The sequence below is a fragment of the Phytohabitans maris genome (assembly GCF_031085175.1).
In the GTDB taxonomy this organism is placed as follows: domain Bacteria; phylum Actinomycetota; class Actinomycetes; order Mycobacteriales; family Micromonosporaceae; genus Phytohabitans; species Phytohabitans maris.
Genome location: NZ_JAVHUY010000020.1, coordinates 71,107 through 97,626 on the forward strand (window position 1 = coordinate 71,107; position 26,520 = coordinate 97,626).

22 protein-coding genes are annotated in these 26,520 nt (G+C 72.7%); 5 read left to right on the top strand and 17 right to left on the bottom strand.

Annotated features, from left to right (window positions below):
- The first annotated feature begins 145 nt into the window (after positions 1–145).
- Both ddaH and rocD read left to right on the top strand, forming a co-directional pair.
- On the top strand, positions 146–946 hold the full coding sequence (gene ddaH / locus RB614_RS21910) for a dimethylargininase (RefSeq protein ID WP_308714527.1): 801 nt from the start codon (positions 146–148) through the stop codon (positions 944–946).
- Positions 946–2,154 carry an ornithine--oxo-acid transaminase gene (gene rocD / locus RB614_RS21915; protein WP_308714528.1) on the top strand — a complete coding sequence of 403 codons (1,209 nt, stop codon included), beginning with the start codon at positions 946–948 and terminating at the stop codon, positions 2,152–2,154. The genes ddaH and rocD overlap by 1 nt, the downstream gene beginning before the upstream one ends.
- Positions 2,155–2,456: 302 nt before the next feature.
- Here rocD and RB614_RS21920 read toward each other — a convergent pair whose 3' ends face one another.
- Positions 2,457–3,389 carry an NmrA/HSCARG family protein gene (locus tag RB614_RS21920; protein WP_308714448.1) on the bottom strand — a complete coding sequence of 311 codons (933 nt, stop codon included), beginning with the start codon at positions 3,387–3,389 and terminating at the stop codon, positions 2,457–2,459.
- A 104-nt stretch (positions 3,390–3,493) separates the two neighbouring features.
- On the opposite strand from RB614_RS21920, the gene RB614_RS21925 reads away from it, so the two are divergent.
- Positions 3,494–4,063 (top strand): TetR/AcrR family transcriptional regulator, encoded by a 570-nt coding sequence (locus RB614_RS21925; RefSeq protein ID WP_308714449.1) that lies wholly within the window; start codon positions 3,494–3,496, stop codon positions 4,061–4,063.
- Here RB614_RS21925 and RB614_RS21930 read toward each other — a convergent pair whose 3' ends face one another.
- From RB614_RS21930 to RB614_RS21960, 7 genes are all read right to left on the bottom strand, one after another.
- Positions 4,064–5,200 (bottom strand): FHA domain-containing protein, encoded by a 1,137-nt coding sequence (locus tag RB614_RS21930; protein WP_308714450.1) that lies wholly within the window; start codon positions 5,198–5,200, stop codon positions 4,064–4,066.
- A gap of 60 nt (positions 5,201–5,260) precedes the next feature.
- A complete protein-coding gene (locus RB614_RS21935; RefSeq protein WP_308714451.1) occupies positions 5,261–5,521 on the bottom strand; it encodes a 4a-hydroxytetrahydrobiopterin dehydratase in 261 nt (86 codons plus the stop codon).
- Positions 5,518–6,543 (bottom strand): cation diffusion facilitator family transporter, encoded by a 1,026-nt coding sequence (locus RB614_RS21940; protein ID WP_308714452.1) that lies wholly within the window; start codon positions 6,541–6,543, stop codon positions 5,518–5,520. The genes RB614_RS21935 and RB614_RS21940 overlap by 4 nt, the downstream gene beginning before the upstream one ends.
- A gap of 40 nt (positions 6,544–6,583) precedes the next feature.
- Positions 6,584–7,606 carry a fatty acid desaturase family protein gene (locus RB614_RS21945; protein WP_308714453.1) on the bottom strand — a complete coding sequence of 341 codons (1,023 nt, stop codon included), beginning with the start codon at positions 7,604–7,606 and terminating at the stop codon, positions 6,584–6,586.
- Positions 7,607–7,744: 138 nt separating this feature from the next.
- Positions 7,745–8,065, bottom strand: coding sequence for a divalent-cation tolerance protein CutA (gene cutA, locus RB614_RS21950; RefSeq protein ID WP_308714454.1), 321 nt, complete (start codon positions 8,063–8,065; stop codon positions 7,745–7,747).
- 25 nt (positions 8,066–8,090) lie between these two features.
- On the bottom strand, positions 8,091–9,098 hold the full coding sequence (locus RB614_RS21955; RefSeq protein WP_308714455.1) for a 1-acyl-sn-glycerol-3-phosphate acyltransferase: 1,008 nt from the start codon (positions 9,096–9,098) through the stop codon (positions 8,091–8,093).
- A complete protein-coding gene (locus RB614_RS21960; protein WP_308714529.1) occupies positions 9,098–9,934 on the bottom strand; it encodes a patatin-like phospholipase family protein in 837 nt (278 codons plus the stop codon). The genes RB614_RS21955 and RB614_RS21960 overlap by 1 nt, the downstream gene beginning before the upstream one ends.
- 169 nt (positions 9,935–10,103) lie before the next feature.
- Between RB614_RS21960 and RB614_RS21965 the strand changes: the two genes are divergently transcribed.
- On the top strand, positions 10,104–11,603 hold the full coding sequence (locus RB614_RS21965) for a serine/threonine-protein kinase (RefSeq protein ID WP_308714456.1): 1,500 nt from the start codon (positions 10,104–10,106) through the stop codon (positions 11,601–11,603).
- Here the strand turns inward: RB614_RS21965 and RB614_RS21970 are convergent.
- From RB614_RS21970 to RB614_RS21980, 3 genes are all read right to left on the bottom strand, one after another.
- A complete protein-coding gene (locus RB614_RS21970; RefSeq protein WP_428983084.1) occupies positions 11,600–13,117 on the bottom strand; it encodes a chitinase in 1,518 nt (505 codons plus the stop codon). The two genes, RB614_RS21965 and RB614_RS21970, sit on opposite strands and share 4 nt — an antisense overlap.
- Positions 13,118–13,631: 514 nt before the next feature.
- Positions 13,632–14,945 carry an ABC transporter ATP-binding protein gene (locus RB614_RS21975; RefSeq protein WP_308714457.1) on the bottom strand — a complete coding sequence of 438 codons (1,314 nt, stop codon included), beginning with the start codon at positions 14,943–14,945 and terminating at the stop codon, positions 13,632–13,634.
- Positions 14,946–15,037: 92 nt separating this feature from the next.
- Complete coding sequence (locus RB614_RS21980) at positions 15,038–16,879, bottom strand: Os1348 family NHLP clan protein (protein WP_308714458.1); 1,842 nt, start codon at positions 16,877–16,879, stop codon at positions 15,038–15,040.
- On the opposite strand from RB614_RS21980, the gene RB614_RS21985 reads away from it, so the two are divergent.
- Positions 16,878–17,039: a hypothetical protein gene (locus tag RB614_RS21985; RefSeq protein ID WP_308714459.1), complete on the top strand. Its 162-nt coding sequence runs from the start codon at positions 16,878–16,880 to the stop codon at positions 17,037–17,039. The genes RB614_RS21980 and RB614_RS21985 overlap by 2 nt on opposite strands.
- 237 nt (positions 17,040–17,276) lie before the next feature.
- Here the strand turns inward: RB614_RS21985 and RB614_RS21990 are convergent, their stop codons facing one another.
- From RB614_RS21990 to RB614_RS22015, 6 genes are all read right to left on the bottom strand, one after another.
- Entirely contained in the window at positions 17,277–20,678 is a 3,402-nt protein-coding gene (locus tag RB614_RS21990) for a cyclic nucleotide-binding protein (RefSeq protein WP_308714460.1), read from the bottom strand.
- A gap of 253 nt (positions 20,679–20,931) precedes the next feature.
- Positions 20,932–22,560 (bottom strand): trypsin-like peptidase domain-containing protein, encoded by a 1,629-nt coding sequence (locus RB614_RS21995; protein ID WP_308714461.1) that lies wholly within the window; start codon positions 22,558–22,560, stop codon positions 20,932–20,934.
- A 63-nt stretch (positions 22,561–22,623) separates the two neighbouring features.
- Positions 22,624–24,198 carry a sensor histidine kinase gene (locus RB614_RS22000; protein ID WP_308714462.1) on the bottom strand — a complete coding sequence of 525 codons (1,575 nt, stop codon included), beginning with the start codon at positions 24,196–24,198 and terminating at the stop codon, positions 22,624–22,626.
- Between the two features lie 17 nt (positions 24,199–24,215).
- Positions 24,216–24,917 (bottom strand): response regulator transcription factor, encoded by a 702-nt coding sequence (locus RB614_RS22005; RefSeq protein ID WP_308714463.1) that lies wholly within the window; start codon positions 24,915–24,917, stop codon positions 24,216–24,218.
- Between the two features lie 69 nt (positions 24,918–24,986).
- Positions 24,987–25,619: a PadR family transcriptional regulator gene (locus tag RB614_RS22010; protein WP_308714464.1), complete on the bottom strand. Its 633-nt coding sequence runs from the start codon at positions 25,617–25,619 to the stop codon at positions 24,987–24,989.
- Entirely contained in the window at positions 25,616–26,458 is an 843-nt protein-coding gene (locus RB614_RS22015; protein WP_308714465.1) for a DUF4097 family beta strand repeat-containing protein, read from the bottom strand. The genes RB614_RS22010 and RB614_RS22015 overlap by 4 nt, the downstream gene beginning before the upstream one ends.
- Positions 26,459–26,520: the final 62 nt, after the last annotated feature.

Sequence of the window (26,520 nt, forward strand, 5' to 3'; positions counted from 1 at the left end):
CAGCTGACGGCGGCAGACCCCAACAAACGGCGCCACGCAATGAATTGACCGCTGACGCGGTCAAACACGCAACGAATCTCCGCCTCAAGCAAGGCTCATCGGTGGTTCGGGACGCTCACGCGCCAATAGCGTAGAGCGCATGACGATGGACGCCACCAGCCGGCGATACCTCATGTGCCGGCCGACGTACTTCGCCGTGGAGTACGCGATAAACCCGTGGATGGACCCCAGCGCTCCGGTCGACGCCGATCTCGCGGTGCGACAGTGGGAAGCGCTGCGCGGCGTCTACCGCGACCTCGGCCACACCGTCGAGGAGATCGACCCGCTCCCGGGGCTGCCGGACATGGTGTTCGCGGCCAACGGCGCCACCGTCGTCGACGGCAAGGTGCTGGCGGTGGAGTTTCGCGACCCGCAGCGGGCCGCCGAGGCGCCGGCGTACGCGCACTGGTTCGAGCGGGCCGGCTTCGAGGTGCACGAGGCCAAGCACGTCAACGAGGGCGAGGGTGACCTCCTCCTCGCCGGTGACCTGCTGCTGGCCGGCACCGGCTTCCGTACCACCACCGCCGCCCACGACCGGGCCCAGGAGATCTTCGGCCGGCCGACCGTGACGCTGCGCCTGGTCGACCCGCGCTTCTACCACCTCGACACCGCGCTCTGCGTGCTCGACGAGAAGACCGTCGCGTACCTCCCGGAGGCCTTCTCCCCCGGCAGCCAGGCCGCCCTGCGCCGGCTCTTCCCGGACGCGATCCTCGCGACGGCGGCGGATGCCGCGGTGCTCGGGCTCAACGCGGTCAGCGACGGGCGCCACGTCGTGCTCCCGATGCAGGCCAGCGGCTTGTCGGCCCAGCTACGCGATCGCGGGTACGACACAATTGGTGTTGATTTGTCCGAGCTACGCAAGGCCGGTGGCGGCCCGAAGTGCTGCACCCTGGAGGTACGGTCGTGATCGTGGATGATCTTGTACGCACGCCCGCCGCGGTCGCCGAGGCCGAACGGTGGACGGCGCACAACTACCACCCGCTGCCGGTGGTGATCTCCTCCGCCGCGGGCGCCTGGGTCACCGACATCGACGGCAAGCGCTACCTCGACTGCCTCGCCGGCTACTCGGCCCTCAACTTCGGGCACCGCCACCCCGCCCTGATCGCCGCCGCGCACGCCCAGCTCGACCGGCTCACGCTGACCAGCCGGGCGTTCGTGCACGACCAGTTCGCCGCGTTCTGCCGGGCGCTGGCCGAGCTCTGCGGCAAGGACCTCGTCCTGCCCATGAACACCGGCGCCGAGGCCGTCGAGACCGCCATCAAGGTGGCCCGCAAGTGGGGGTACCGGGTCAAGGGCGTGCCGCACGACAAGGCGACCATCGTGGTGGCGGAGGGCAACTTCCACGGGCGTACCACCACGATCGTCAGCTTCTCCACCGATCCGGACGCCCGCGCCGACTTCGGGCCGTACACGCCGGGTTTCAAGGTCGTCCCCTACGGCGACCTCGCGGCCCTCGAAGCCGCGATCGACGAGACGACCGTGGCCGTGCTGCTCGAACCGATCCAGGGCGAGCAGGGCGTGATCGTGCCGCCCGAGGGCTACCTGCCCGGCGTGCGCGCGCTCTGCACCGAAAACCGGGTGCTCTTCGTGGCCGACGAGATCCAGTCCGGGCTGGGGCGCACCGGCACCACGTTCGCCTGTGACCACGAGGGCGTGGTCCCCGACATGTACGTGCTGGGCAAGGCCCTCGGCGGCGGCATCGTGCCGGTCTCGGCGGTCGCCGCCGACCAGGACGTGCTGGGCGTGCTGCGGCCGGGTGAGCACGGCTCGACGTTCGGCGGCAATCCGCTGGCCTGCGCGGTCGCCACCGAGGTGGTCGGCCTGCTGAAGACCGGCGAGTTCCAGCGCCGCTCGGCCGAGCTCGGCGCCCGGCTCCACGCCGACCTGGGCGCGCTGGTCGGGCACGGCCTGCTCGCGGTGCGCGGGCGCGGGCTGTGGGCCGGCATCGACATCGACCCGGCCCTGATGACCGGCCGGGCGGCCTGCGAGCGCCTGGCCGAGCGGGGCGTACTGGCCAAGGACACGCACGGCTCCACGATCCGCCTCGCCCCACCCCTGGTGGTCGAGCCGGCCGAGCTCGACTGGGCGGTGGAGCAGCTCGCCGCCATCCTCTGACCGCCCGCGCCACCGACCAGCCGGAACGGCCCGCCCGCGAAAGGCGGCAGGGACCACAGAGCTCGAGGCCCGCTGGCTGAGCTACCGCGACGTCCGCGGTGGTCCGGGCGGGCGGGAGCAGATCCGAAGCCGATCTAGAACGTTTAGGGCTCTATATCCGCCCTAAACGTTCTAGATTCACAACCATCGAGAGCAGGGCGGCGCCACGCCGCCGGGGTTGTGCCAACCGCGGGCGGTGAGGCCGCGGGAGCAACGGTCTGGGCCACGACGGACGTCGCGGTAGCCCAAAGCTTTGAAACGCGCTACGACGAGCGGCGAGGCGGCGCGAGGCGGGTGACCCACTCCGCGAAGGGGGTGAGTGGGATGTCGAGGGCGCGGGCGTACTCGGGGCGGGCGGGTTGCCCGGCCACGTTCATGAGCTCGTGCGACAGGCCCGCCCACGCCGGCATGCCCGCGGCGATCGCCTCCTCCTCGGTCATGTCGGGCGCGGTCAGCTCGGTGCCCAGGGCGCGGGAGAGGGTCTTGGCGATGTCCGTCAGCGTGAGGTAGTCGCTGGCCAGTTCCAGCTCGACCCCGTCGAACCGGTGCGGTGCGGCGATGGCCGCGGCGGCCGTGGTGCCGATGTCGTCGACCGCGACCAGGGAGAGCCGGGTCTGCGGCTTCAGCACGGTCGCGAGGCCGCCCTCGACGCCGCGGGGAAGCAGGTACGCGGCGGAGGGCAGGAAGTTTTCCATGAAGAAGCCGGGCTTGACGAGCGTCCAGTGCTTGAAGCCCGCCTCGCGTACCCGGTCCTGGATCCCGGCCTTGGCGGCGTAGTAGGGCTCCAGCGGCGCCCAGCGGCCCTCGGCCCAGCCGGGAAACCCGGCTTGCTGCCCGGCGCCGGAGACGGACGTGTGCACGAAGTGCGGTACGCCCGCGGCCATCGCGCCGTCGATCAGGTTGACGGCCTGGCTCAGCTCGCCGTCGAAGTCGATGCCGCTTTCGCTCATCTCGGGCATCTGCACCGAGAAGACGGCGCGGACCCCTTCCGCGGCCCGAAACACGGAGTCGCGGTCGCGAAGGTCGCCGGCGACAAGTCTGGCGCCGAGCGCTTCGACCGCCCTGGCCCGGTCGGAAGCCGGGTTGCGGACCAGCGCCCGGACGGAAGCGCCCGCCGCGAGCAGGGCGCGGGCGGTGGCGCCGCCCTGCTGTCCGGTGGCGCCGATGACCAGGACGGGTGCGGGATCGGTGGACACGAGGCTCCTCCTGTGCTGCGTGTTCGCTAAACGGCGGGGTCCGCCGTTTCTGCTCGGGATAAGATACGGCGGGCCCCGCCACTTAGCAACCTCGAGGTGACCCGATGACTGGCCAGCGTGCGGACGCCCGCCGCAACTACACGCGCCTGCTCGCCGTGGCCGAGGAGGCGGTCGCCACGTACGGCGCCGACGCGTCCCTGGAACAGATCGCCCGCACCGCCGGAGTCGGATCGGCCACCCTGCGGCGGCACTTCCCCACCCGCCACGCCCTGCTGGAGGCGGTCTTCCGCGAGCGGATCGAGACGCTCTGCACCCGCGCCCGGGACCTCGCCGGGGCGCGCGACTCCCGGGCCGCGCTGCTGGCCTGGCTGGGCGAGGTCACCGCGCACGCGGCGGCGATCCGGGGGCTGGCCGTCGCGCTGACGTACGACATGGCGACCGATCCCGACACCGCGCACGAGCACTGCGCCACCGGGCGGCTCACCGAGGCGGGCGACCCGCTGGTACGCCGTGCCGCGCGCGACGGCGTGCTGACCCCGGGCGTGACCATCGCCGACCTGCTCGCGCTGATCACCGGCATCGCCCTGGCCACGGAGAACCACCCGGACCCCGCCGCCGAGGCGAGCCGGCTGCTCGGCCTGACCGTGGCCGGCGTCAGCCCGGGGCGGTCCTGATCAGCGCTCGAGGATCCGCATCGAAAGCGTCGGGGCCTCGGCCATCACCGAGGGCGCGTTCAGCGGGGCCGCGGAGGTCAGGGTCCGCGCCTTGCCGACGTGCACACCGGGGTACAGCTCGATCAGGTCGCCCGGTGACAGCACGCGGGTCTGCCGCTTGAGGGTCATGCGCTCGGCGTCGTCCATCGAGCCGCCCGGCCGGACGCCCGTGCCGTTGGTGCTCACGTCCTGGGCCACGACCTCGCTGCCGCGCATCTCGAAGCGCACGTGGCTGCGGCTGATCCACCGCCGCGCCTCCTCGCTCAGCCACTGGCCGAGCATGATGCCGCCCTTTTCCGGCGCGCGGCCGACCACGACCGGCGCGTCCTCGGCGACGACGAAGCGGCGGCGGATCACGCCGCCGACCCGGACCGCCAGCGCCTCGGCGGGCGGGCGGGGGCCGATGTCGCTGAGCGGCTTGCTGTGCCGCGGGCAGGTGGGCGAGCCGGTGTGCAGCGTGGGCGGGGGCTGGCCGCCGGCCCGCCGCTCGGGCGCCAGGTCGGCGAAGGCACCGCCGCCCCCGCCGAAGTTGGCGCAGTTGGACTCGGGGCAGCGCCAGAGCCGGGCGAGCACCTTGGCGCCGACCGGGTCGGGTGAGCCGATCGAGGGCGCCGAGCCGCCACCGACCTGGGCGACCAGCGTGGCACCGGCCTTGCCGGGCACCGGCGCCATCAGCCGGCCGGCCTGGCCGGCCAGCCACCCGTACCGCTCGCGGACCCCCTCGAACCGCAGGCGGCTCAGCACCGGCAGCCCCAGCAGGTCGGCGACCTCCAGCACCCGGTCACCCACCGTGGGCAGCACCTCGACCAGCCCGTCGTCGGCCCAGCGGCGCACGACCATCCGCTCGTTGGACGTCAGGTCGGCGTCGGAGAGCAGCCCGCGGTGCACCACCGCGTAGACGGCCGCGTTGTCTTCGGCTAGCTGGGTGGCGAGCGCGTCGACCACCAGCCCCAGCCGCAGCAAGCTGGCCGGGCGGCCGCCGTCGAGGTCGGCGTAACGCACCACCTCGGCGAGGTCGACCACGGCCCGGGCCAGCGCGGGATCGGTGGTGAGGCGCTGCTCGATGGCGTCGAGCACCTTGCTGACTTCGAACCTCACGCCGACATCCTGCCCGATCCCCACCAGCCGCCGCGATCCGCCGGCGGCGGCAGGAGCAGGTCAGGCCTGGTTTGCCACGATTTCGTCGATCCGCCGGGCCAGCTCGTAGTCGCGCTCGGTCACCTTGCCGGCCGAGTGGGTGCTGCACCGGAATGTCAGCGTCCGCCACCGGATGTCGATATCCGGGTGGTGGTTCATCTCCTCGGCGACCACCGCGACCCGGTCGACGACCGCGATCGCGTCCATGAAACCGGGCAGTTCGGCGGTGCGCGTGATTTCCGTCTCGTCGCCGCTCCAGGCCGGCAGATCCGCCAGCGTCATAAGAGTTCCCTTCGATGATGGGCCACCGCTTCGTGGTGGTCACTGCCCGCGGTGGGCTGCGGGTCCGCGTGCACGATCGCCGACCCGAGCCGTGGTACGGCGTGCAGCAGGCTGTGCTCCGCCGCGACCGCCACCGCGTGCGCCTGCACCACGGTGAGGGTGGGGTCGACGACGATCTCGCACTCGGCGCGCATCCGGTGGCCGATCCAGCGCACCCGGACCGTGCCCACGCCGCACACGCCCTCGGTGTGCGCCAGCGCGTGCTCGACCGCGTCGACGAGCTCCGGGTCGACCGCGTCCATCAGCCGCCGGTACACCTGGCGGGCCGCGCCGGCGAGCACGACGAGGATGGCCGCGGTGATGGCGAGACCGACCACCGGGTCGGCCCACCGCCAACCGAGCGCGAGGCCACCCGCGCTGGCCAGCACGCCGAGCGAGGTGAAGCCGTCGGTGCGGGCGTGGAGCCCGTCGGCGACGAGGGCGGCCGAGCCGATCCGGCGACCGACCCGGATCCGGTAGCGCGCGACGATCTCGTTGCCGGCGAACCCGAGCAGGCCGGCCAGCGCCACCGCGGGCAGGTGGTCGACGTCGGCCGGGTTTAGCAGTCGCCGTACCGCCTCGACGCCGGCGATCACCGCGGACGCCGCGATGAACGCGACGATCACGATGCCGGCCAAGTCTTCGGCCCGGCCGAAACCGTACGTGTACCGCCGGGTGGGTGGCCGCCGCCCGAGCGCGAAGGCGATCGCCAGCGGCACGGCCGTCAGCGCGTCGGCGAGGTTGTGCAGGGTGTCGCCGAGCAGGGCCACGGAGCCGGACCAGGCGACCACGGCGGCCTGGAGCAGCGCGGTGGTGCCGAGCACCGCGAGCGAGATCCACACCGCCCGGATGCCCTCGCGGCTCCCCTCCAGCTCCGTGTCGACGTGGTCGGCGGTGTCGTGCGAGTGTGGCCGGACGGCGTGGACCACCCGCCGCCACCAACCGTCGTGGTGGTGGTGCGGGTGGTCGTGCTCGTGCGACATGGCCCCCATCCTGCCGCACCGAGAGCCGCCGCGCCGCCGCTCAGCGTGGTGGGTTACCCGCCTCGTGCAGGTGCCGCAGCGCCTGGCCGTACGAGTCGATCAAGCCGGCCTCCTCGTACGCGATGCCCTTCTCCGCGCAGTACTCCCGGACGATCGGCTGCGCCTTGCGGAGGTTGGGGCGGGGCATGCTCGGGAAGAGGTGGTGCTCGATCTGGTAGTTGAGCCCGCCCAGCGCGAAGTCGACGACCTTTCCACCCCGTACGTTGCGCGAGGTGAGCACCTGCTTGCGCAGGTAGTCGAGGTCGTCTTCGGCGGTGAGCACCGGCATGCCCTTGTGGTTGGGGGCGAACGAGCATCCCATGTAGACACCCCACAGTCCTTGGTGGACAGCGATGAACAGCAGGGCCAGTCCGGGTGAGAGGACCGTGAAGACCACGGCGAGGTAGACGGCGAGGTGCACGACCAGCAGCACCGCCTCCAGCCGCCGGTGCCGCATCGGCGAGTCCTTCAGCGCGCGGAAGCTCGCGTAGTGCAGGTTGAGCCCTTCGAGCGTGAGCAGCGGGAAGAACAGGAACGCCTGCCACCGGGCCAGCCAGCGCCCGAAACCGCGGCGCTCCGACGCCTGCTCGTGTGTCCACACCAGAGCGCCGGCTCCCACGTCGGGGTCCTCGTCTTCGTGGTTGGGGTTGGCGTGGTGGCGGGTGTGCTTGTCCATCCACCAGCCGTAGCTGAGGCCGGTGGCCAGGTTGCCCGCGATGAGCCCGGTCACCTCACTGGGCCGGCGGGTGCGAAACATCTGGCGGTGCCCCGCGTCGTGGCCGAGGAACGCCACCTGGGTGGTGGCCACGGCGAGGAACACGGCCACCAGCAGCTGCCACCATGAGTCGCCGACCGCGAAGAAGGCCACCCATCCCCCGATGAACAGCGCCGCGGTGAACGCGATCTTCGCCGCGTACCACCCGGGTCGGCGCGCCATCAGGCCCGCCGCATTGACACGCTTCGAGAGCTGCGCGAAGTCGCTGCCTCGTTTTCGAGTAGGCTCCACCAACACACCGACCGGCATTGCCTCTCCTCACGTCGTAGGGCTTTCGCCCCGACGGGGTCGGCGAGGCGCCATGCAGACAAGTCTCCGCATTGTGCCGGCCATCTGTAACCCTGGGAACCCCCGTAAGTGGGGTAGGGGTAACGCTACCCCTAAGGGTCAGTGGCGCGTCTGGTCGAGGATCCAGGAGTGGTAGTCGGGATTGCCGCTCGCGACGGTGGTCACGAGGATCTCGGGAACGTCATAGGGATGGGCCACGCGCACGTGGTCGACGAGCGCGTCGAGGCGATCTGGCGCCGTCTTGAACTGGACCGACCACTCTTGTGCGGTTTCGACGCGGCCGTCCCACCAGTATGTGCTGTCCACCGGGCCGCCGACCCGCGCGGAGGCCGCGAGGCGCCCGGCGACGGCGGAGGCGGCGAGGACGTCGGCCACCGACCGGGCGTCCACAACCGTCGTTACCAGACAGATCTGCTCCACGGGCGGACACCATACGCGAGGCGCGTTACAGGCGATACGCTTCGATCCACTTGTCGATCCGGGCCCACCAGTCGTACAGCCACGCGATCCGCTCCTCACGATCCTGCGGCACCTCCTCCGGCGGCACCGACCAAAAGCGCATGACCAGGCGTTTGTCCATCGGCAGCTCGCGCCACACATCGGCGACCGTCAGCATGCGGTCGAGCCCGGTGTGGGCCACGAATACCACCCCGGCATCGGGGGCGGCATCGAGGGCGGCGAGCATCCCACCAGGCTGCGGCGCGAGGACGTTTCGCATGCGCTCCGCCCGCGCCGCCATCTCCTCGTGCCCGCGGGCGCGCAGCCGCTCGATGGCCCGGATGCGCCGCCGTGGGGTGAAGTTGCCGCCTTCCGGGAAGATGACCAGAACGTCGTTGTCGTCCAGCCCAGTGGCCAGATGGCCGATCTGTGCCTCGATGGAGGCTCCGGGCGTACGCCCCGGCGCGACGAAGCGGTTGGGCAGGCGGTTGAGCATCACGTCGATGGCGGGATCCCACTGGAGCGTGTCCTTGAGGACGATCCGCGGCTCCCGGTCGTACCAGTTGACGAGCGCCTGGATGAGGATGAACGAGTCACCCGGTCCGGCGTGCCGGCACAGCACCACCTCGGGCCGGCCGGGCGCGGCGGTGTCCGGGTCGGTGCCGACCACGTCGAGGCTCACCCGCAGCGCCCACCGCCCCTGCCAGAAGAGGGCGCGCAGGAAGCGGCCGGTCAGCACGTAGTGCGCCCGCTGGAAGGCCGGCGAGCGCACCTTCCACCCGAAGCCGGAAGCGAGCCACAGCGCGAAGAGGGTGACCAGCGCGGCCGCGTCCCACACCAGGTACACCACGACGATCCACAAGAGACGGAGCAGGCGCAGGCGGCCGGGTACGAGCGGGGAGGCCGCCGCCGCCAGCAGTAGCCACAGTGGAATCGTCGTCACCGCGAACAGGGCGAGCACGACCACCAGCGGACCGAGCACGATCCGGCGTACCCACCGGGGTGGCAGCCGCATCAACTGCCGTCCACATAGGACTGAAGGTAGCGGCGGGACGCCGTGTAGGCCCGGCTGATGCGGCGGCCCACCGCGGCCCGGTCACGGTACGCCCACGGGGTGTCGTCGCGCGGCTCGCCGCCCCCGGTGGGCAGCACGTGCACGTCGACGTCGTCGGGGAGCCCGGCCATCTCGCGGGCGAAGCGGTGCCGCCGGGCGATCTCGAACGCCACCTGCGCCACCTCCCACGGCCGGCGCGGCGGGCTGAGCGGCCGCTCGATGCGCCCCACCTGGAGCACGAAGACCTGCTTGGCACCGGCGGCCACCGCCTCGCCGACCGGGATCGAGTTGACGATGCCGCCGTCGACGAAGTGCTCGCCGTTGATCTCGGCGGGCGGGAGCAGCCCGGGCACCGCCGCCGAGGCGAGCACCGCCTCGACCACCGGCCCGCTCTCGAACCAGTGCTCGGCGGCCCGCTCGATGCTCGCCGCGCAGCACCGGAACGGCACCTTCAGCTCGTCGAAGCGGGTCGCCTCGCCAAGCTCGCGCTCCAGCAGGCGGCGCAGGGGGCGGGGCGAGTGCAGATGGGTGCGGGCGGCGAAGCGGCGGAGCTGGCGGGCGACCGAGTCGCCGTACACCTCGCTCGCCTCGGGGGAAGCCCACAAGCGGACGAGGCGGTCGGTGACCGATTCGGTGGGTTCGGCGGCCACAAGGGCACCGTTTACCGCCCCGATGGAGGTGCCGAGCACGAGATCGGGTCGGATGCCGGCCCGGAAGAGGGCGCGGAGCATGCCGACCTCGACGGCGCCGAGCACACCGCCACCGCCGAGCACGAACGCCACCGGGCCGCTGACCATGCCGTTCATGGTGGCACGGCGAGTCGCGTCGCGTTTCGCGGGCGCGAGATGACGCCACGTGATAACGGTCAGGAGTGTCCGAGTCACCGTTGACAGCGAGACTAGATTCACGCAGCCTGATACGACCTCCCCACCCTGAGGCAGGTGCGACACGATGGCATTGCCGCGGATGACGGCACCCTTGCAGCCGGGTGGCCTGCTCGCCCGGCGCTACCGCTTGATCGACAACATCGGTGCGGGTGGCATGTCGGTCATCTGGCGCGCCCGTGACGAGGTGCTCGACCGGGTCGTCGCGGTGAAGGTGCTCGCGCCGTCGCTGGCGGCCGACGCCAAGTTTCGCGACATGGTGCGCGAGGAGGCCCGGGCGGCCGCCCAGCTCGTGCACCCGCACGTGACCGCGGTCCACGACTACGGCGAGGAGATCGCGCCGGACGGCACGGTGACCGCGTTCGTGGTGATGGAGCTGCTCTCCGGCGAGGAGCTGGAGGCGCGGCTGACCGAGGGGGCGCTGCCGTGGATGGCGGCGGTCGAGATCTGCGCGCAGGTGGCCGAGGCGCTCGCCGCCGCGCACCGCCTCGGCATCGTCCATCGCGACGTCACGCCGGCCAACATCATGATGACCTCGGTCGGCGCCAAGGTGCTCGACTTCGGCATCGCCACGCACATCGGCGCGCCCGACGAAGACGAGGAGGGCGACACGTTCGGCACCCCGGCGTACGTGGCGCCGGAGCGGCTCGACGGCACGCCCGCGCAGCCGGCCACCGACACGTACTGCCTGGGGGTGCTGCTCTTCGAGACGCTGACCGGGCACCCACCGTACCCGGCGGACACCTGGGAGGACCTCACCCGCGCCCTGGAAGATCCGGAGGTGCCCCGGCTGGTCGGGGTGCCCGGGTTGCCGCCGGCGGTGGCCGACATCTGCTTCCGCTGCCTGTCGCGCAACCCGCGCGGGCGCCCCACCGCGCGCCAGGTCGGCGAGGTGCTCCGCGACCAGCTGCTCCCGGCCGACCCGCAGGCCGCCACCATGCTGTCGCCGACGGTCACGCTCCCGACCGTGCTGGTCACGCCGACACCGCCGGCTCCCCCATCGCCTCCGTCGCCCGCCGCGGCGCCCGGGGTAAAGCTGCCGTCCGAGGCGGCACCGGAGTGGGCGCCCGCACACCGGCGGTCGCGCCGTATCCGGCTGGCCGTGGCGGTCACCGCCGCGGCGGCAGCGCTCGCGGCCGCCGTACTTCTGGGAATGTCGCTGAGTGGCTCGCCGCCGGCCGGGACCGCCGCGCGCACGACGGAGGCCGCGGCCCCCACGACGGCGCCGCCACCGGCCGCCGCGGCCACGCCCTCCGCGGAGGTCAGCCCGATCGCACCGCCGGCCTCGGCGCCGGCCACGACCCCACCGCGGACCCCGTCGGTGCGCGAGGTGATCGCGGAGATCGGCCGCCTCATCGACGAGGGCGTCGCCGGGGGCGCGATCCGCCCGGACGCCGGCCAGGACCTCGACAACCTGGTGCACAGCCTGGAGGCAAAGCTGGCCACCGGCCCGGTGGATCTCAGGGGACCGGTGGCCGAGCTCCGTGCGAAGGTCTCCCAACGCGTGCTGGAGGGTTCGATCGACCGGGTGTACGGCGACGCGCTCGACGCCTCGCTCGCCCGGCTGGCGACGGCGGCTTAGGGCAGGGAGTTCAGGAACGGCCGGTGGCTGTTGCGGAACTCCCAGCCGTAGTACCGGTCCCAGTTGATCGACCAGGTCATGAGTCCCCGGAAGTTGGGGTTGGTGCCACTGCGCGGGGTGTACGAGCCGCAGCTCTGCCCCCGCACCAGGCAGTTGACCGCCTGCTGCACGCCGGCCGGCGCGACGTACCCGTTGCCGGCGCTCACCGCCGCCGGCGTGCCGAACGCGACCTGGTCCTCACGGAGGGCCGGGAAGGCGTTGGCGGTGTTGCCCGCGACCGGGAAGCCGGCGAGCAGCATGTCGGTCATCGCGATGTGGAAGTCGGCGCCGCCCATCGTGTGGTACTGGTTGTCCAGCCCCATGATCGGCCCCGAGTTGTAGTCCTGCACGTGCAGCACGGTGATGTCGTTGCGCAGCGCGTAGATCACCGGCAGGTACGAGCCGGCGCGCGGGTCCTGCCCGCCCCACGGCCCCGAGCCGTAGTACTGGTAGCCGAGCTGCACGAAGAACGTCTCCGGCGCCATGGTGAGGACGAAGCCGGAGCCGTACCGCTGCTTGAGCGTGCGCAGCGCGGAGATGAGGTTGACGATCACCGGCGTGGTCGGGTTGCGGAAGTCGGTGTCGCCGGTGTTGAGCGAGAGCGAGTGCCCCTCGAAGTCGATGTCGAGCCCGTTGAGCCCGTACCGGTCGATGATCGCGCTGACCGAGCTCACGAACGCGTCCCGCGCCGCTGTGGTGGTGAGCTGGACCTGACCGTTCTGGCCGCCGATCGAGATGAGCACCTTCTTGCCCTGCTGCTGCTTGGCCCGGATGGCCGCGATGAACTCGGCCTCCGACTCCACGCCGGGGCACTCGCTGGCCGGGCAGAGCCGGAACCGGATGTCGCCGGAGGTGACACTGGTCGGCTCGCCGAAGGCGAGGTTGATGATGTCCCAGTCGGCGGGTACGTCGGCCATCCGCAGGTAACCGGAGCCGTTGGCGAAGCTGGCGTGCAGGTAGCCGATCAGCGCGTGCTTGGGGAGCCCGGTGTTGGGCGGCGGGCTCGTGGGTGGCTGGGTCGTCGGCGGCGCGGTCGTCGGCGGCGCGGTGGTGGGCGGCGCACTCGTTGGCGTCGTTCCGCCGCCACACGGCTGGCCGTTGAGCGTGCAGTTGAGCGGCGACCCCGAGCCGTTACCCAGGAAGCCGAACGAAGTGCTCGCACCCGGAGCGAGCGTCCCGTTCCAGGACCTGTTGGTAAAGGTGTACCGCTGACCCGACGACGTCATCAGCGCATCCCAGTACGTGCCGACCGTCGTACCAGCCGGCAAGTCGAAGACCACCGCCCACGACGTGATCGTCGACGCACCCCCGTTCGTAATCGTGTACTTCCCCTCCCAACCAGAACCCCAGTCAGAAGTCTTCGTGAACACAGCGGTCGGCGTCGCCGCCGACGCCGCCGGCGCCAGCCAGATCGCGGCCGTCGCGGCGAGGACGCCCGCGGCCAGGGCGGTGATGAGGGTACGGGTACGGGTCACTGCGGCCTCCCATCGAAGGATGGCCAATTATTAAGACTCTTAACAGTTCTTGTAAAGGGGCTGTCCTTTTTGTCGCCGCTCTTTCGGGTCGCCGCTCGATCGCTCCCGGCGTCCTTGCGCGGCGCGGCTCCTCGGCCTCCGGCGGATCAGCTCGGCGACCTTGCCTGGCGCTTGCCGAGCTTTCAGGCGGCGCGGATGCCGGTGGCTGGCGCTTGCCCGGCTCTCGCCGGGGCCTCCGGGGCGGTGCGGACGCGGCGGCCGGGCACTTACCGGCTCTCGGGCGGGCCTCTCAGGCGGCGCGGACGCGGCGGCCCGGCGGTTGCCCGGCTCTCGCCGGTGCCTCTCTTGCCCGGCTCTCGCCGGGCACTCTCAGGCGGTGCGGACGCGGCGGCCGGGCACTTACCCGGCTCTCGGGCGGGCGGATGCGGTGGCTGACCGCTTGCCCGGCTCTTGCCGGGGCCTCTCGGGCGGTGCGGATGCGGTTGCCGGACGGTTGCCGGGCACTTGGCGGGCTTCAGGCGGTGCGGATGCGGTGGCCGCCGCGGTCGAAGAGCATCAGCTTGTCGACGTCGACCCGCACCGTCATCGACTCGCCGCGGCGGGGCAGCACCGGCGCCGGCACGCGGACGACCACGTCGCCGAGGGGCGGCTGATCGGCGAGCTCGGCGTCGTAGACCGGATAGAAGCCGTACTCGGTGCGGGCGGTCGCCGGCTGCGCCTCCTGCCGCGCGTGCGGCATCATGCGGGCCAGCGCCTGGCGAAACGGGTGCCCGGCCGGCGGATCCTCGGCGATCACGTCGGCCAGGTGCTGGCCGGTCTCCGGGTGCTCCAGCCGCGACTCCTCGATCGGCGTAGGCACGATGCCGGTGTCGAGGTGGACCAGCGCCTCGTGGCCGAGGTTTTCCACCAGCCGCACCTTGCCGCGTAGCACCGGCCCCTGCCCGCCGCCGTCCGGCACGGGCCGCAGCGCGTCGGCGCGCACGGCCACGGTGACCCGGTCGTTGTGGTGGCCGGCGAGCGCCTCGTTGGGCGGGATCTCCAGCAGCTGCGACCCGAGATCGACGACGGTGCGCTCGGGTTCGAGGTAGATGGCGCCCTGCAGCAGGTTGGTCCGGGGCGTGCCGATGAACGCGGCGACGAAGAGGGTGGCCGGGTCGCCGTACACCTCGGCGGGCGGGCCGACCTGCTGGAGCACGCCGCGGCGCAGCACCGCGACCCGGTCGGCCATCGTCATCGCCTCGGTCTGGTCGTGCGTCACGTAGAGCGTGGTCACGCCGAGGCGCCGGGCGAGGGCGGCCACGTCGGTGCGAAGCTCCGCGCGCAGGCCCGCGTCGAGATTGGACAGCGGCTCGTCGAGGAGGAATGCCTGCGGCTTGCGGACGATCGCCCGGGCCATCGCCACGCGCTGCCGCTGGCCGCCGGAGAGGTGGCCGGGAAGCCGGTGCAGCAGGTCGGTCACCCCCAACTGCTCGGCCACCTCGGCCACCCGCGCCTCGGTGCCGGTGGCGGGCTCGTGGCCGGCGCGCAGCGGGAAGCCGATGTTTTGCGCGACCGTCAGGTGTGGATAGAGCGCGTAATCCTGAAACACCATCGCCACCCGGCGATCCTTGGCGCTGAGGCGGTCGACCACCTGGCCGTCGATCAGCACGTGGCCGCTGGTCTCCTCCTCCAGCCCGGCGACCAGACGGAGGATCGTCGACTTGCCGCAGCCGGTCGGCCCGAGCAGCACGAGAAACTCGCCGGACGCAGCCTCGATGGTCACCTCGTCGACCGCGACGGTGCCGTCGGGAAACACCTTTGTCAGCCGGTCGGTGGCGATGGCGACCACGGAACCACCTCCCCCGACCATCGTCGTGCGCGAGGTGGCGTCCGCGCTAGGGCCGGCGCCCTGGGTGGTACATGATCGTAGCCAGATGGTGATCAGGACATCCGGAGATGCTTCGCGATGGACGCCAGGTCGATCGTGCCGCCCGCCTGTTCTTCGTGAACGCCGGCGGGGTATTCGTTGGCCCTGGCGAGGTCTTCGTTGATCCCGGTGGCGCCTTCGTTGCCGCTGGTGGGATCTTCGTTGCCGCTGGTGGGATCTTCGCCGCCGCTGGTGGGGTCTTCGCTGCTGCTGGTTGGCTCTTCGTTGCGGACGGTGCGGTCGAGCCAGCCGTCGCCGTCGTCGTCGTAGCGCGTGCGCTCGAAGTGACCGTCACCGTCCTTGTCGTAGTCGGCGGACTCCACATGCCCATCGGCATCGTCGTCGTGGCCGATGATGTCGACCCGCCCGTCGCCGTCGCGGTCGACCAGGATGTCGACGCCTCCGTCCGCGCGCCCACGCAGGATGTGCTCGTCGTCGCGGCCGTCACCGTCGAGGTCGAGGCCGGCGTGGTAGCCCTCCGGGACCGCGTAGTCACCCCCGGCCGCATCGACCTGCGCACCGCCCGGCGCGAGCGCGTCACCGATCCCCCCGCCGATGCTGCCGAACCCGCCGCCCTGATGCAGCCCGCCGGCAAAGACCTGACCAGCCGGCCCCACACCCGCCACCGCCGGCCCAACTCCCGGCGCGGCCGACCCCGCGCCCGGCACGGCCGACCCAATTCCTGGCGCGAAAGATCCAGCTCCCGGCGCGGGCGGCCCGGCTCCCGGCATGTCCGACCCGGCACCCGGCACCGGCAGTCCGGCTCCCGGCGGGGCCGATCCGGCACCCGGCGCCGGTGTCCCCGCTCCCGGCAGGCCCGACCCAGCGCCGGGCACGGGCGGTCCGGCTCCCGGCACGGGCGGTCCGGCTCCCGGCACGGGTGGACCGGCTCCCTCGGCGGGCGGCCATGCGCCTGCCGGCCCCCCGGCTGAAGGCCAACCCGCCCCGGGCCCGCCGCCTTCCGCCGGCCCGAACCCACCGTGACCTGCTGGCGCGCCGAACCCCTCTGCGCCGCCGTGCCCGCCAGGCGCCGCACCGAAGCCGGCGTGGCCCTCAGCGCCGGGAGCGACACCGAAGCCCGCATGCCCCTCGCCGCCCGGCGCCGCGCCGAACCCAGCCTGGCCCGCCGCGCCAAAGCCCGCCTGGCCTGGCATGCCGAACCCGCCCTGGCCCGCCGCGCCGAAGCCGGGCTGGCCGGGGGCGCCGAATCCAGGCGCGCTGGGGGCGGGCTGGCCGGGCGCACCGAGCCCGGACGCGCCGGGTCCGAGCTGGCCGGATGCGCCGAGACCGGGCGTGCTGGGTGCGGGCTGGGCTGGTGGGTAGCCGGGAACGGCTTCCTCGGCTGGGCCGAAGCCGTCGGCCTTGACGCTTCCGCCCGGCGCGGCGCCATCCGTCGTAAAGCCCGCGCTGGACCGGTCTGCGGCGAAGCCGGCGCTGGAGCCGTCCGCGGCAAAGCCGGCGCCTTGGCCGGAGGTGTCGGCTGGGCCGAAGCCGCTGCCAGTCCCGGCCCCGCCGCCGCTGCCGAGGCTGCCGCCGATCCCGGCGCTGCCGCCGCTGGCGAGGCTGCCGGCGGTCCCGGTGCTGCCGCCGCTTCCTGGGAGGTTGTCGGCGAGGCTCGGCAGGGCGCCGGCCATGCCGACCAGCGGGGAGAGCATGCCGAAGAGGCTGGACTGGTTGGTGCGCACCTCGACGGCGTGCTGGCCGCCGGTCTCGCCGCCGACCTGGCTGTGCAGCAGCTCGATCTCGTCCGGGTCGAGCCGGTAGCCGGCGAGCGCCGCGGCTGGGTCGGCCGCCAGCGCCGCCGCGAACGCCTGGTCGGTGACCAGCCGCTCCAGCACGGCATCGAAGTCGCTCATGACGGTCACGGTAGCCCGGAACAGCAACGGGATACATCCCCAGGTCAGCCACGCTTCGCGACAGGCAGCCCGGCAGGAGGCGGTGCTGGCCGGGCTCGCCGAGAAAGGCGTCCGGGTTGAGGGCTCAGGCGCCGACGACCCGGCCGCGGAGGCGCGGTGACCGGTGCGCGCTCAGTCCAGCTCGGGCATGGGAACGGGCTGCGGCCGCGGCCGGCACGTGCCGCACTGGAGGGCGTCCTCGACCACCAGCCCTTCGGCGCGGCGCCGGGCTTCGGAGCGGTGCACCTCCAGGAGGAACGGCCCGAAGCGCGCGTGATCCTCGCAGATGCCGCGCCCGCAGAACCGGCATCCCCCACGCGCCGCTTTAGCGCAAAACCAACAAAGCACCCATGTCTCCTCAGCCGATGATGATGCAGCTAACGGAAGTTTCGCCCGATCCCGAGTTCTTCGCCTCGTCTGTTCCAGTGACGGTTATGACGACTCCCGATGCGTTCTGCCGACCCGCCTCTGCCGGCAGGACGAAGCTGCCGCTGAATTCCGCGCCACTTCCGGACAGAGAGATCTGACCGCTGAGTTCGCCCATCGTCCACGATCCCCGGACAGAGATCCGACCGGGTTCGCTCGCGTTGTCCTTGGCAGAGCCCGTGACCCTGATGGTTTCGTCCGAACCGCAGAAGACACTTCTCGGGTCAGCAGCGACTGAGACGGTCGGTGGGGTGGTGTCCTGGGGAGGCGGCGTTGTGGAAGGCGGCGGGCTGCTTGACGGCGGCGGCTCACTCGGAGGGCCAGTCGTCGGCGTTGTCGGGGGCGGCAGCGTGCGGCCTGGGGTGGTGGGGGGTACACCGGGTGTTGTCGGGTCTGCTCCGGGGTCGGTGGGGTCGTCCGGGGTGGTGGGGTCGTCGTCCTCGACCGGGCTGGTCGTCGGTGCGGGCGTGGGCGTCGGGGTGGGGGTCTCCTCGGGGATCAGCGACTCCGACGGCGACGGGCTGTCTGACGGCGTGCCGGCCGGCGGGCGTACGACTACGCCGTCGCCGCAGGTGAGCGAGCGGTTGGTCACGGGCTGGCGGGTGCCGTTGACGTCGACCTTGCCGTCGGAGACCACCGCGTCGCCGGCCGTCACCGAGTACCAGGCGGGTCCGTCGTTGACGATCTGGCTGGTGTCGCTGCCGATCTGCAGGGCCAGCGCCGCGAACGCCCCGCTGGTCGAGGCGGTGTCGGCCAGCATCCGTCCACCGTCGAGGGTCAGCGTGCCGTGCGGCTGCACCTGCCGGCGCCCGGTGCTCCACAGAGGACCGACGTCGGTGCGGGTCTCGGCGCAGAGTACGAGCGCGGCCCCGCCCCGGAAGGTGAGGCGGCCGGCGGACCGGGACTGTACGCGGATGTCGCTGCCCTCGGCCACGTAGAGGCGGTCGCCCGCGTCCAGCGTGACCGTGCGCCCGTCGAGGGTGGCGACGACGCGACCGCGTTCGGCGCTGAGCAGTGCCTTGTCGCCGGGCATCTCGGCCCACGCCGGCCCGGGGATGAGGTTGGCGACGCCGGTGCCGATGGCCAGCAGCAGGAAGAGCAGTACCAGCCACCACATGCGCCGTTCGAACCGCCGGTCGACCTCCTCGTCGGCGGGGGGCGGCGGGCCGGGCGGCGAGGCGAGCGGCGGGTAGTCGGCGGCCGGGTGTACGCCGGCGGCGGGCGCGGCCCTCCCCCGCACCACCGGGCCGGGTTCGGCGGCGGCGCCGGCGGGTGAGGCGCCGAGCAGGAGCGGCAGCCCGGAGACGGCCGGGATGGTCCAGAGGCGCACGTGCGTGCGGGCGTACGCGACGGGCTCGTCCATCGGGTGCCCCATCGGCCCGATCATCGTGCCGCGGCGAAGCTCGGTGCCGTCCGGCAGGACCACCACGCCGGTGGCGATGACCAGCGCGGCGTGCGCTGCGGGGAGTACGACCGGTGCGCCCGGTTCGAGCGCGGTGGGGCGGGCCTGCGCGATGAGGCCGATCTTCTCCTCGGCGGCGAGCCCGTCGAGGGCCGGCGTGTCGGCGAAGAGCGACTCGGCCTCAGCCCGGTCGGCCGGGGGCGGTCCGGGCAGCCGGCCCACGGCGGTGGCGACCAGCGCGGGCGGTACGGCGAGCAGTGTCGTGCCGGCGGTGTGCCAGGCGAGCGTGGCGGGCGAGCCGGTGACCGCCGCCGCGAGGCCGATCACGCCGCCCGGGCCGAGCCGCTCGCGTACGGTGCCCGCGGGATCGCCGGGGCGGCGGCCCTCCATGGCGCCCTCGACCACGACGTACACGGCGGGCTGGGCGGCGCCGGCGAAGACCATCTGCTGCCCGGTGCGGGGGTGCACCCAGCTGGCGTGGGTCGCGAGGTGGGTGAGGCGGTCGAGCGGCAGCCGGCCGAGCGCCGAGGCGCGCAGCGCGTCGACCCGGCGGGGCAGGTCGGAGGCGATCCGGCGCTCGGCCGCCCGCCGCCGGGCCTTGCGCCAGAGCCGGCCGAGCCACCCGGCGAGCAGGTAGACCAGCGGCGCGGCGAGCCCCACCACGACCGCGAAGAGCAGCAGGCGGGCCGGCCAGCCGGAGCGCCACAGCCCGGTTATCAGCCCTTCGACCCGGTCGGTCCAGATCCGCCAGCCGAGGTTGACGGCGATGACCAGCCAGAGTACGGCGAGCGTGCCGTACAGGGCGATGATCCGCCCTTCCCGGTCGAGCTGGGTCCAGGACGGCGGGCGGCGGCGGATGCGGGCCACCACGTACGCCAGGCCGCGGGCGCGCAGGTTGGCGATCTCCAGCCAGTCCATCAGGAAGTAGTAGCCGTCGAGCGCGAGGAACGGGTTGAGGTTGAACAGCGCGTTCAGGTACCAGGCGAAGGCGAGCTTGAACGCCCACGGCGCCGCCTCGGGCACGAGGAGCCCGACGATCTGGGCGAGGCCGGCGAGGATCAGGCCGGCCGCCGGGCCGGAGGCGGTGGTGAGCATGCGGGCGCGCCGCCCCGCCATCCACACGTCGGTGGTGTCCACGAAGATCGACGGGATGCCGAAGTAGACCAGGAACCCGGCCGCCGGCACCCGCCGCCCGGCGTGTTTGGTGGCGAGCGCGTGGCCCAGCTCGTGGCAGGCGAGGGCGAGCACGTTGAGCGCGAGCAGCACGGCGGCGCCCGCCGCGTACGACCCGCCGGTCAGGAAGACGGCCTGCTCGCCGCGCCACCAGGTCCAGCCGAAGAGCACGAGGCCGAGCGCGGCGACCGCCGCCAGCACGAACCCGACCGCGCGGGTGAAGAGCGCCCGGCCGCCGGCCCGGTACAGGAACGTGACCAGCGGGTCGACGTCGGCCAGCACCATGCGGCGGCCACGCGCCACGGCCAGCAGCCCACGCCCGACGCGGAGCGGCCAGGGGCGGCGGGCGACCGCGTCGAGCGGGCGGAACGCGTCGACCGGCAGCTCGGCGAGCATCCGGTTGCCGGCCAGGTCGGCGACGACGCGGGTGACCTGCTCGGGCGCGAGCCGGCCGCTGATCCGGGCGAAGTCGGCGACCAGGCGGGCCACGGTACGGGTGCCGTCCATCAGCTGCGCGAGCTGCCACTCCTCCGGCGAGAGGCGCAGGTAGCAGGCGCCGCCGCGGTCGTCCGGCGAGCGGAGCATCACGTACGGCACGTCACGCACGTTGACCAGCTCGACGGCCTCGATGCCGAGCCGCAGCACGGGCCTGGCCCGCGCAGGGTTGAGCCGCTCGACCACCGCGGCCCACAGCCCCGGGTCAGCCGGACCGACCGGCCGTCCCGGCGCGCGGCCCGCGAGCGCTTCCCACACACTCACGCGGGTCTCTACGACCGTCACCCTCTGCCCCTCCCCCAAGGTTGCGGGATGCAGAGTACGGATCAGACATCGACCACTGGGACAGCCAGTCCGCTACCTGACAACACCCGTACAGCCAATTCAACGCAGAGTAAGCGCGAGCGGCGGGCAACGTGGCCAACCCCCGAGGTCCACGTCGCCCGCCGCTCTTTGGGGAGGAGGCGGAGTGCCGTTGTGTGGCACCGGTCCGCCCGTCGTGCGCCGGTACTGCTTGTTAGGACGCTTCAGCGAGCGTCACGGTTGCCGTCTGCTCCTGACCATTTCGCTTGAACGTGATCTGCACCTGGTCGCCGACCTTGCCGGCCTGCACGGCGCCCACGAGGTCGTCGGAGTCGCTGATGTTCTTGTCGCCGAACTTCGTCACCACGTCGCCCTGCTGGAGGCCGGCCTTGGCGGCGGGGCTGCCTTCGGTGACCGAGCCGATCAGCGCGCCGCCACCGTCCGCGTCGTTGACCGAGACACCGAGTGACGGGTGGCTGACCTTTTCACCGTTGCGCAGGGCGTCGGCGACCGACTTGGCCTTGTTGCTCGGGATGGCGAAGCCGACGCCGATGTTGCCCGAGCTCTGCCCCGCGGTGAGGATCGCGGTGTTGATGCCGATCACCTCGCCCCGGGTGTTGATCAGGGCACCGCCCGAGTTGCCCGGGTTGATCGCCGCGTCGGTCTGCAACAGACCGGAGATCGAGCTGACCGGCGCCTGCTGCTGCCGGGAGAACGGGTCGCGCTGCTGGTCGTCGCCGGTCTGGATGGTGCGGTCCTTGGCGCTGATGATGCCGGAGGTCACCGAGCCGTCGAGGCCGAGCGGGCTGCCGAGGGCGAGCACGGTGTCACCGACCTGCATCCCGTCGCTGTCGCCGAACGCCGCCGCGGTGAGGCCCGAGACACCGTCTGCCTTGATCACGGCGAGGTCGGTGCGCGGGTCGGTGCCCACGACCTTGGCCGAGGCCGTCTTACCGTCGGCGAAGGTCAGGCCTATCGTGCCGCTCCCCACGCTCTCCACGACGTGGTTGTTGGTCAGCACGTATCCGTCTTCGCTCAGGACGACGCCGGAGCCGCCGGCGTTGCCCGCGGTGATCGAGACGACGCTCCCCGCCACCTTGGCCGCGATGCCCGGCAGATCCGCCTGGTTGAGGACGGGGGCCGCGGAGTAGGTGCGGTTGACCGTGGCGGGCGAGTCGTCGAGGGCGGTCGCGATCGCGCCGCCGGCCACGCCGGAGCCGGCCATCAGCACGAGCGCGGCGACGCCGAGCATCGCGTAACGCCCGAAGCGGCCGGAGCGCTGGTGCTGCCCGGGCGGGGCACCGGGCGGCTGCGCCCACACCGGCACCTGGCCGGGCGGGAGCGGGCCGTAGTGGGGAACGCCGCTCGCCGGCGGCGGCACCGCGCCCGGCGGCACCGGGCCGTGCGCCGCGGGCCCCGGGGAGACCGGGCCGGGAGCGCCGGCCGGAGGCGCGGTCACCGGCGGCACGCCGGCGCTGGGGTATCCCGCGTTGCCCGGCCAGGTCGGCTGGTGGGCACGGTCGGGGTGCTGCCACGGGCTGGGCGGCGGAGCGTAGTGCCCCGGCGCCGGGCCGGCGGGCGTCGCGGCCGGGGCGGTGAAGGCCGGAGGCGCGGGCGGCGTGGCCGGGATCGGGGCGGTCGCGTCCGGGGCGGGCGTGTCCGGCGCCGCGGAAGGAGCCGGGGCGGGCGGGGTGGGCTGCTCGGAGACGACCGGGACCTGCTGGGTCTCGTCGGAAGAGCCGGACTGCTCCCGTGCGGCGGGGGGCAGCTCGGAGGTCGGGTGCGACGGCTCGGCGTCGGGGCTGACCGGCTGCCGCTGCGGGTTGGTCTCATGCTCGCTCATGACATTTACCTTCCCCGCTCGCTCTTCAACGCTCCTGAGACGGCACTGAACGTTCGCTGTGAATTACGGGCCGTCGGGCTGCTCACCGTCGTCGAGCGCGAGCGCCTCGCCGTCGTCCGGCGCCAGCGGCAGTCGTACCCGGAAGGTCGCGCCTTTGTCCGGGGTGGAGTCGACCTCGACGGTGCCGTTGTGCGCGGCGACCAGCGCGGCCACGATGGCCAGCCCCAGGCCGCTGCCGGTGGAGCCGTCGACCCGCCGGGTGCGCGCGGCGTCGGCGCGGTAGAAGCGCTCGAAGACCCGTTCGGCCTGCTCGGCGGTGAGGCCCGGGCCGGTGTCCGCGACCTCGACCACCGCCTCGCCCTGGCCGCCGCGCCGGTCGGCCAGTAGGCGCAGGGTAACCGAGGCGTCGGCCGGGGTGTGCGTGAGCGCGTTGGTCATCAGGTTGCCGATCACCTGGCGCAGCCGGGCGTCGTCACCGAGCACGACCAGCTGTCCGGCGCCCGGAGCGACCTCCAGGTGGATCTCCCGGTCGGGCGCCATCGCGCGGGCGGCCTGCACGGCGTCGGCGGCCAGCACCGGCAGCTCGACCGGCGCCAGCTCCACCGGGCGCTCGCGGTCGAGGCGGGCCAGCAGCAGCAGGTCTTCGACGAGCAGCCCCATCCGGGACGCCTCGTCTTCGATCCGGCGGACGAGTCGGGCGATGTCTTCCGGCGAACCGGCGGCGCCCTGCCGGTACAACTCGGCGAAGCCGCGGATCGTGGTCAGCGGGGTGCGCAGCTCGTGCGAGGCGTCCGCGACGAACTGCCGCATCCGCTCCTCGGAACGGCGGGCCCGGGCCTCGGAGGCCTGGGCGGCGAACGCGGCGTCGCGGGCCGCCGACTCCGCCGCCCGGGCGGCCGTCTCGGAGTCGGCGCGGGCGGTGAACGCGGCCTCGATCTGCGCCAGCATCGAGTTGAGCGCGCGGGAGAGCCGGCCCAGCTCGGTCTGCGGCTCCTCCTCCCCCGGCTCGGGGTCGGGCACGCGGCGGGTCAGGTCACCGCCGGCGATCGCGGCGGCGGTGCGCTCGATCTCGTTGAGCGGTCCAAGGCTGCTGCGGACGATCGCCGCGCCGATCGTAGCCAGCAGGATCAGCACCGCGCCGCCGACGAGCGCGTCGACCCAGATCAGCCGGGTGACCGCCTCGTCGACGTCGACAAGGCTCTGCGCCACCGCCACCAGCCAGCCGTTTGGCAGCTGGGTGACCTGCACCCGCCACCGCACCCGCTGGTCGGGCGCCTTAACCGTGAACGGCTCGCCGATGCGCTCCTGGAAACCCGCGTAGTCCTGCGGGAGCCGGGGCAACTGGCTGGCCTTGACGAGGTTCGGAGAGTCGACCAGCGGCGGTTCGTCCGAGTCCGGGCGGACGGTGGCGACCACGATGTCGGTGGAGAGGCCGACGAAGACCTTCTGCCCACTCATCGCCGACGCCTGCGCCGCCGAGCTGAGCACGCCCAACTCGGCGTCGACCTTGTCGATGAGGTAGCTGCGCAGGGCGAACGCACTGCCGATGCTGATCACCAGGAGCGCCGCGCCGACCAGTACGAGGACCGAGGTCACCAGCTTGACGCGGAGCGGGACGCGCCGGACCAGCTTTAACATTGCCGCCCACCAAGCGGTCAGGTCGCCGGCTTTCGCAAGACGTAGCCGACGCCACGCAGGGTGTGGATCAGACGCGGCTGGGTCGTGTCGACCTTGCGGCGCAGATAAGAGATGTACGACTCCACGATGTTGTCATCGCCGCGGAAGTCGTAATTCCACACGTGGTCGAGGATCTGCGCCTTGGAAAGCACGCGGTTGGCATTGAGCATCAGGTAGCGCAGCAGCTTGAACTCGGTGGGCGAGAGCTGGATGCGCTCGCCGGCCCGGTAGACCTCGTGCGTCTCCTCGTCGAGCTCCAGGTCGGCGAAGGTGAGACGGGAGGGCGACTGCTCGCCGGCGGTGGTGCGGCGGAGCACGGCCCGGATGCGGGCGGTGAGCTCCTCCAGGCTGAACGGCTTGGTGACGTAGTCGTCGCCGCCGAGCGTGAGGCCGCGGATCTTGTCGTCGGTGGCGTCCCGGGCGGTGAGGAACACAACCGGCGTACGCGTGCCGCTCTCCCGCATCAGCCGGATGACCTCGAACCCGTCGAGGTCGGGAAGCATCACGTCGAGCACCACCAGATCGGGACGGCGGTCCTTGGCGGCGTTGACCGCCGCGCTGCCGCTGGTCGCGGTCGACACGTCGAATCCGGCGAAGCGCAGGCTGGCGGAGAGCAGCTCGAGGATGTTTGGATCGTCCTCGACGACGAGCAGTCTCGCCTCAGTCTGCGGTGCGGCCATACCAGTCATCATTCCCCTCGGCGCTGGGCCGTGACTGGGGAGTCGCTGAGAAGAACCTGAGAGTAGCCGTCAGCCGCGGAAGAGGCGCCGGAGCGTGACCAGCGAGGCGTCGAGCACCCGCGTCGCCGTACGCGCCTGCCCCTCGGTGAGCCGGGCGCCGCGCACCAGCTGCCGTACCTCCGCCGCGAACGCGTCGATCCGCTTTTCCAGCTCGTCGAGCGCGCTGCCCGAGGCCGGCTCGCCACGGGTGGGCGACCCGGGCCCCGCCCACTGGAACTCCCAGTGGTAGTCCCGCCCGCCGCCGCGCCGGGTCTCCCGCGCCGCCTGGCTGAGCTCGCGCTTGAGGTCGCGCACCGAGCCGCGCACCTCGTCCTGTATCTCGTTGGCGAGCGTGGCCAGGTCTTCGACCGAGGCACGGATGTCCGACTCCAGGGCCTCCAGCTCGCCCGCCCGCTGGCGCAGCTCGGCGCGGCCGGCGTCGGTGATCTCGTACACCTTTCGACCGCCGGCGGCCGTGTGCGAGACCAGCCCCTCGGCCTCCATCCGCTGCAGCCGCGGGTAGATGGTGCCGGCACTCGGCGCGTACAGCCCCAGGAAGCGGTTTTCCAGCAGCCGGATCAGCTCGTACCCGTGCTTGGGACCCTCGTCGAGCAGCTTGAGCAGGTAGAGCCGGAGCCGCCCGTGGCTGAACACGGCGGTCATATCGCCGCGTCCTCGGGCTCGGCGTCCTGCGGATCGGGCGCGGGTCTGGAGAGCAGCGCGATGCTGCCGGAGGTGGTGCTCGCCCAGAGCTTGCCCTCGCCGGCGCCGAGCACGCCCTGCGCGTCCCTGGTCCAGGACGGGCCGCCCGAGCGCAGCCCCGGGAACGCGCTGGTGATCCGCCCCGACATGGTGTGCAGGTGGACGCTCAGGTCGCTGTCTTCGCGCACCCGCACGGTCACGCTGCCCGAGGTGGTGCCGAGCCGGATCTCGCTGCGTCGCGGGTTGTCCAGGTCGCAGGTGATCGAGCCGGAGACGGCGCGGGCGTGCACCCGCTCGGCTGAGCTGTCGGCCAGGATCAGCTCGCCGGAGATCGTCTCCATGGTCAGGTCGCCGGCCACGCCGAGCGCCTCGACCGGCCCGGAGACGAGCTTGGCGACCGTGCGCCCGCCGAGGCCCATCAGCGTGATGCGGCCGGAGGTGACGTCGACGAACGTCTCCCGGCGCAGCCCCGAGACGATCACCGAGCCCTCGACGAGGTGGAGATCGGCGCGGGCGTCGACCGGCACGGCGATCGAGACGTCGACCCGGACCCGCCGGCCGAACTGGAGCAGCCAGCGCAGGAAGCTCGGCCACCTGGGGATCCGCTCGTGCCGCACGGTGAGATGCCCGTCGCGCTCCGCCACGATGATCGGTTTGGTCCCGGCGTTGGCGATCTCGACGCGGGCCGGCCCGTCGGTGCCGACCACGTTGAGCCGGCCGGATATGAGATACACGTCAAGGCGGGTGACCGGCTCCTCGAAGCTGAGCCGCTGCGGTGCGTCGACCGTCCAGGTGGGCATGCCCCTCAGCCTAACGCGATACATCGCGATAGGCTAGCGGTCCGGTCGCGACCTACGGCCGG

What these genes read in the sequence shown, in the direction of transcription:
- ddaH (WP_308714527.1), top strand. Translation starts at nt 146, where the DNA reads ATGGACGCCACCAGCCGGCGATACCTCATGTGCCGGCCGACGTACTTC.
- RB614_RS21925 (WP_308714449.1), top strand. Translation starts at nt 3,494, where the DNA reads ATGACTGGCCAGCGTGCGGACGCCCGCCGCAACTACACGCGCCTGCTC.
- RB614_RS21935 (WP_308714451.1), bottom strand. Translation starts at nt 5,521, where the DNA reads ATGACGCTGGCGGATCTGCCGGCCTGGAGCGGCGACGAGACGGAAATC.
- RB614_RS21940 (WP_308714452.1), bottom strand. Translation starts at nt 6,543, where the DNA reads ATGTCGCACGAGCACGACCACCCGCACCACCACCACGACGGTTGGTGG.
- RB614_RS21945 (WP_308714453.1), bottom strand. Translation starts at nt 7,606, where the DNA reads ATGCCGGTCGGTGTGTTGGTGGAGCCTACTCGAAAACGAGGCAGCGAC.
- RB614_RS21955 (WP_308714455.1), bottom strand. Translation starts at nt 9,098, where the DNA reads ATGCGGCTGCCACCCCGGTGGGTACGCCGGATCGTGCTCGGTCCGCTG.
- RB614_RS21960 (WP_308714529.1), bottom strand. Translation starts at nt 9,934, where the DNA reads ATGGTCAGCGGCCCGGTGGCGTTCGTGCTCGGCGGTGGCGGTGTGCTC.
- RB614_RS21965 (WP_308714456.1), top strand. Translation starts at nt 10,104, where the DNA reads ATGACGGCACCCTTGCAGCCGGGTGGCCTGCTCGCCCGGCGCTACCGC.
- RB614_RS21985 (WP_308714459.1), top strand. Translation starts at nt 16,878, where the DNA reads ATGACGGTCACGGTAGCCCGGAACAGCAACGGGATACATCCCCAGGTC.
- RB614_RS21980 (WP_308714458.1), bottom strand. Translation starts at nt 16,879, where the DNA reads ATGAGCGACTTCGATGCCGTGCTGGAGCGGCTGGTCACCGACCAGGCG.
- RB614_RS21995 (WP_308714461.1), bottom strand. Translation starts at nt 22,560, where the DNA reads ATGAGCGAGCATGAGACCAACCCGCAGCGGCAGCCGGTCAGCCCCGAC.
- RB614_RS22000 (WP_308714462.1), bottom strand. Translation starts at nt 24,198, where the DNA reads ATGTTAAAGCTGGTCCGGCGCGTCCCGCTCCGCGTCAAGCTGGTGACC.
- RB614_RS22005 (WP_308714463.1), bottom strand. Translation starts at nt 24,917, where the DNA reads ATGGCCGCACCGCAGACTGAGGCGAGACTGCTCGTCGTCGAGGACGAT.
- RB614_RS22010 (WP_308714464.1), bottom strand. Translation starts at nt 25,619, where the DNA reads ATGACCGCCGTGTTCAGCCACGGGCGGCTCCGGCTCTACCTGCTCAAG.
- RB614_RS22015 (WP_308714465.1), bottom strand. Translation starts at nt 26,458, where the DNA reads ATGCCCACCTGGACGGTCGACGCACCGCAGCGGCTCAGCTTCGAGGAG.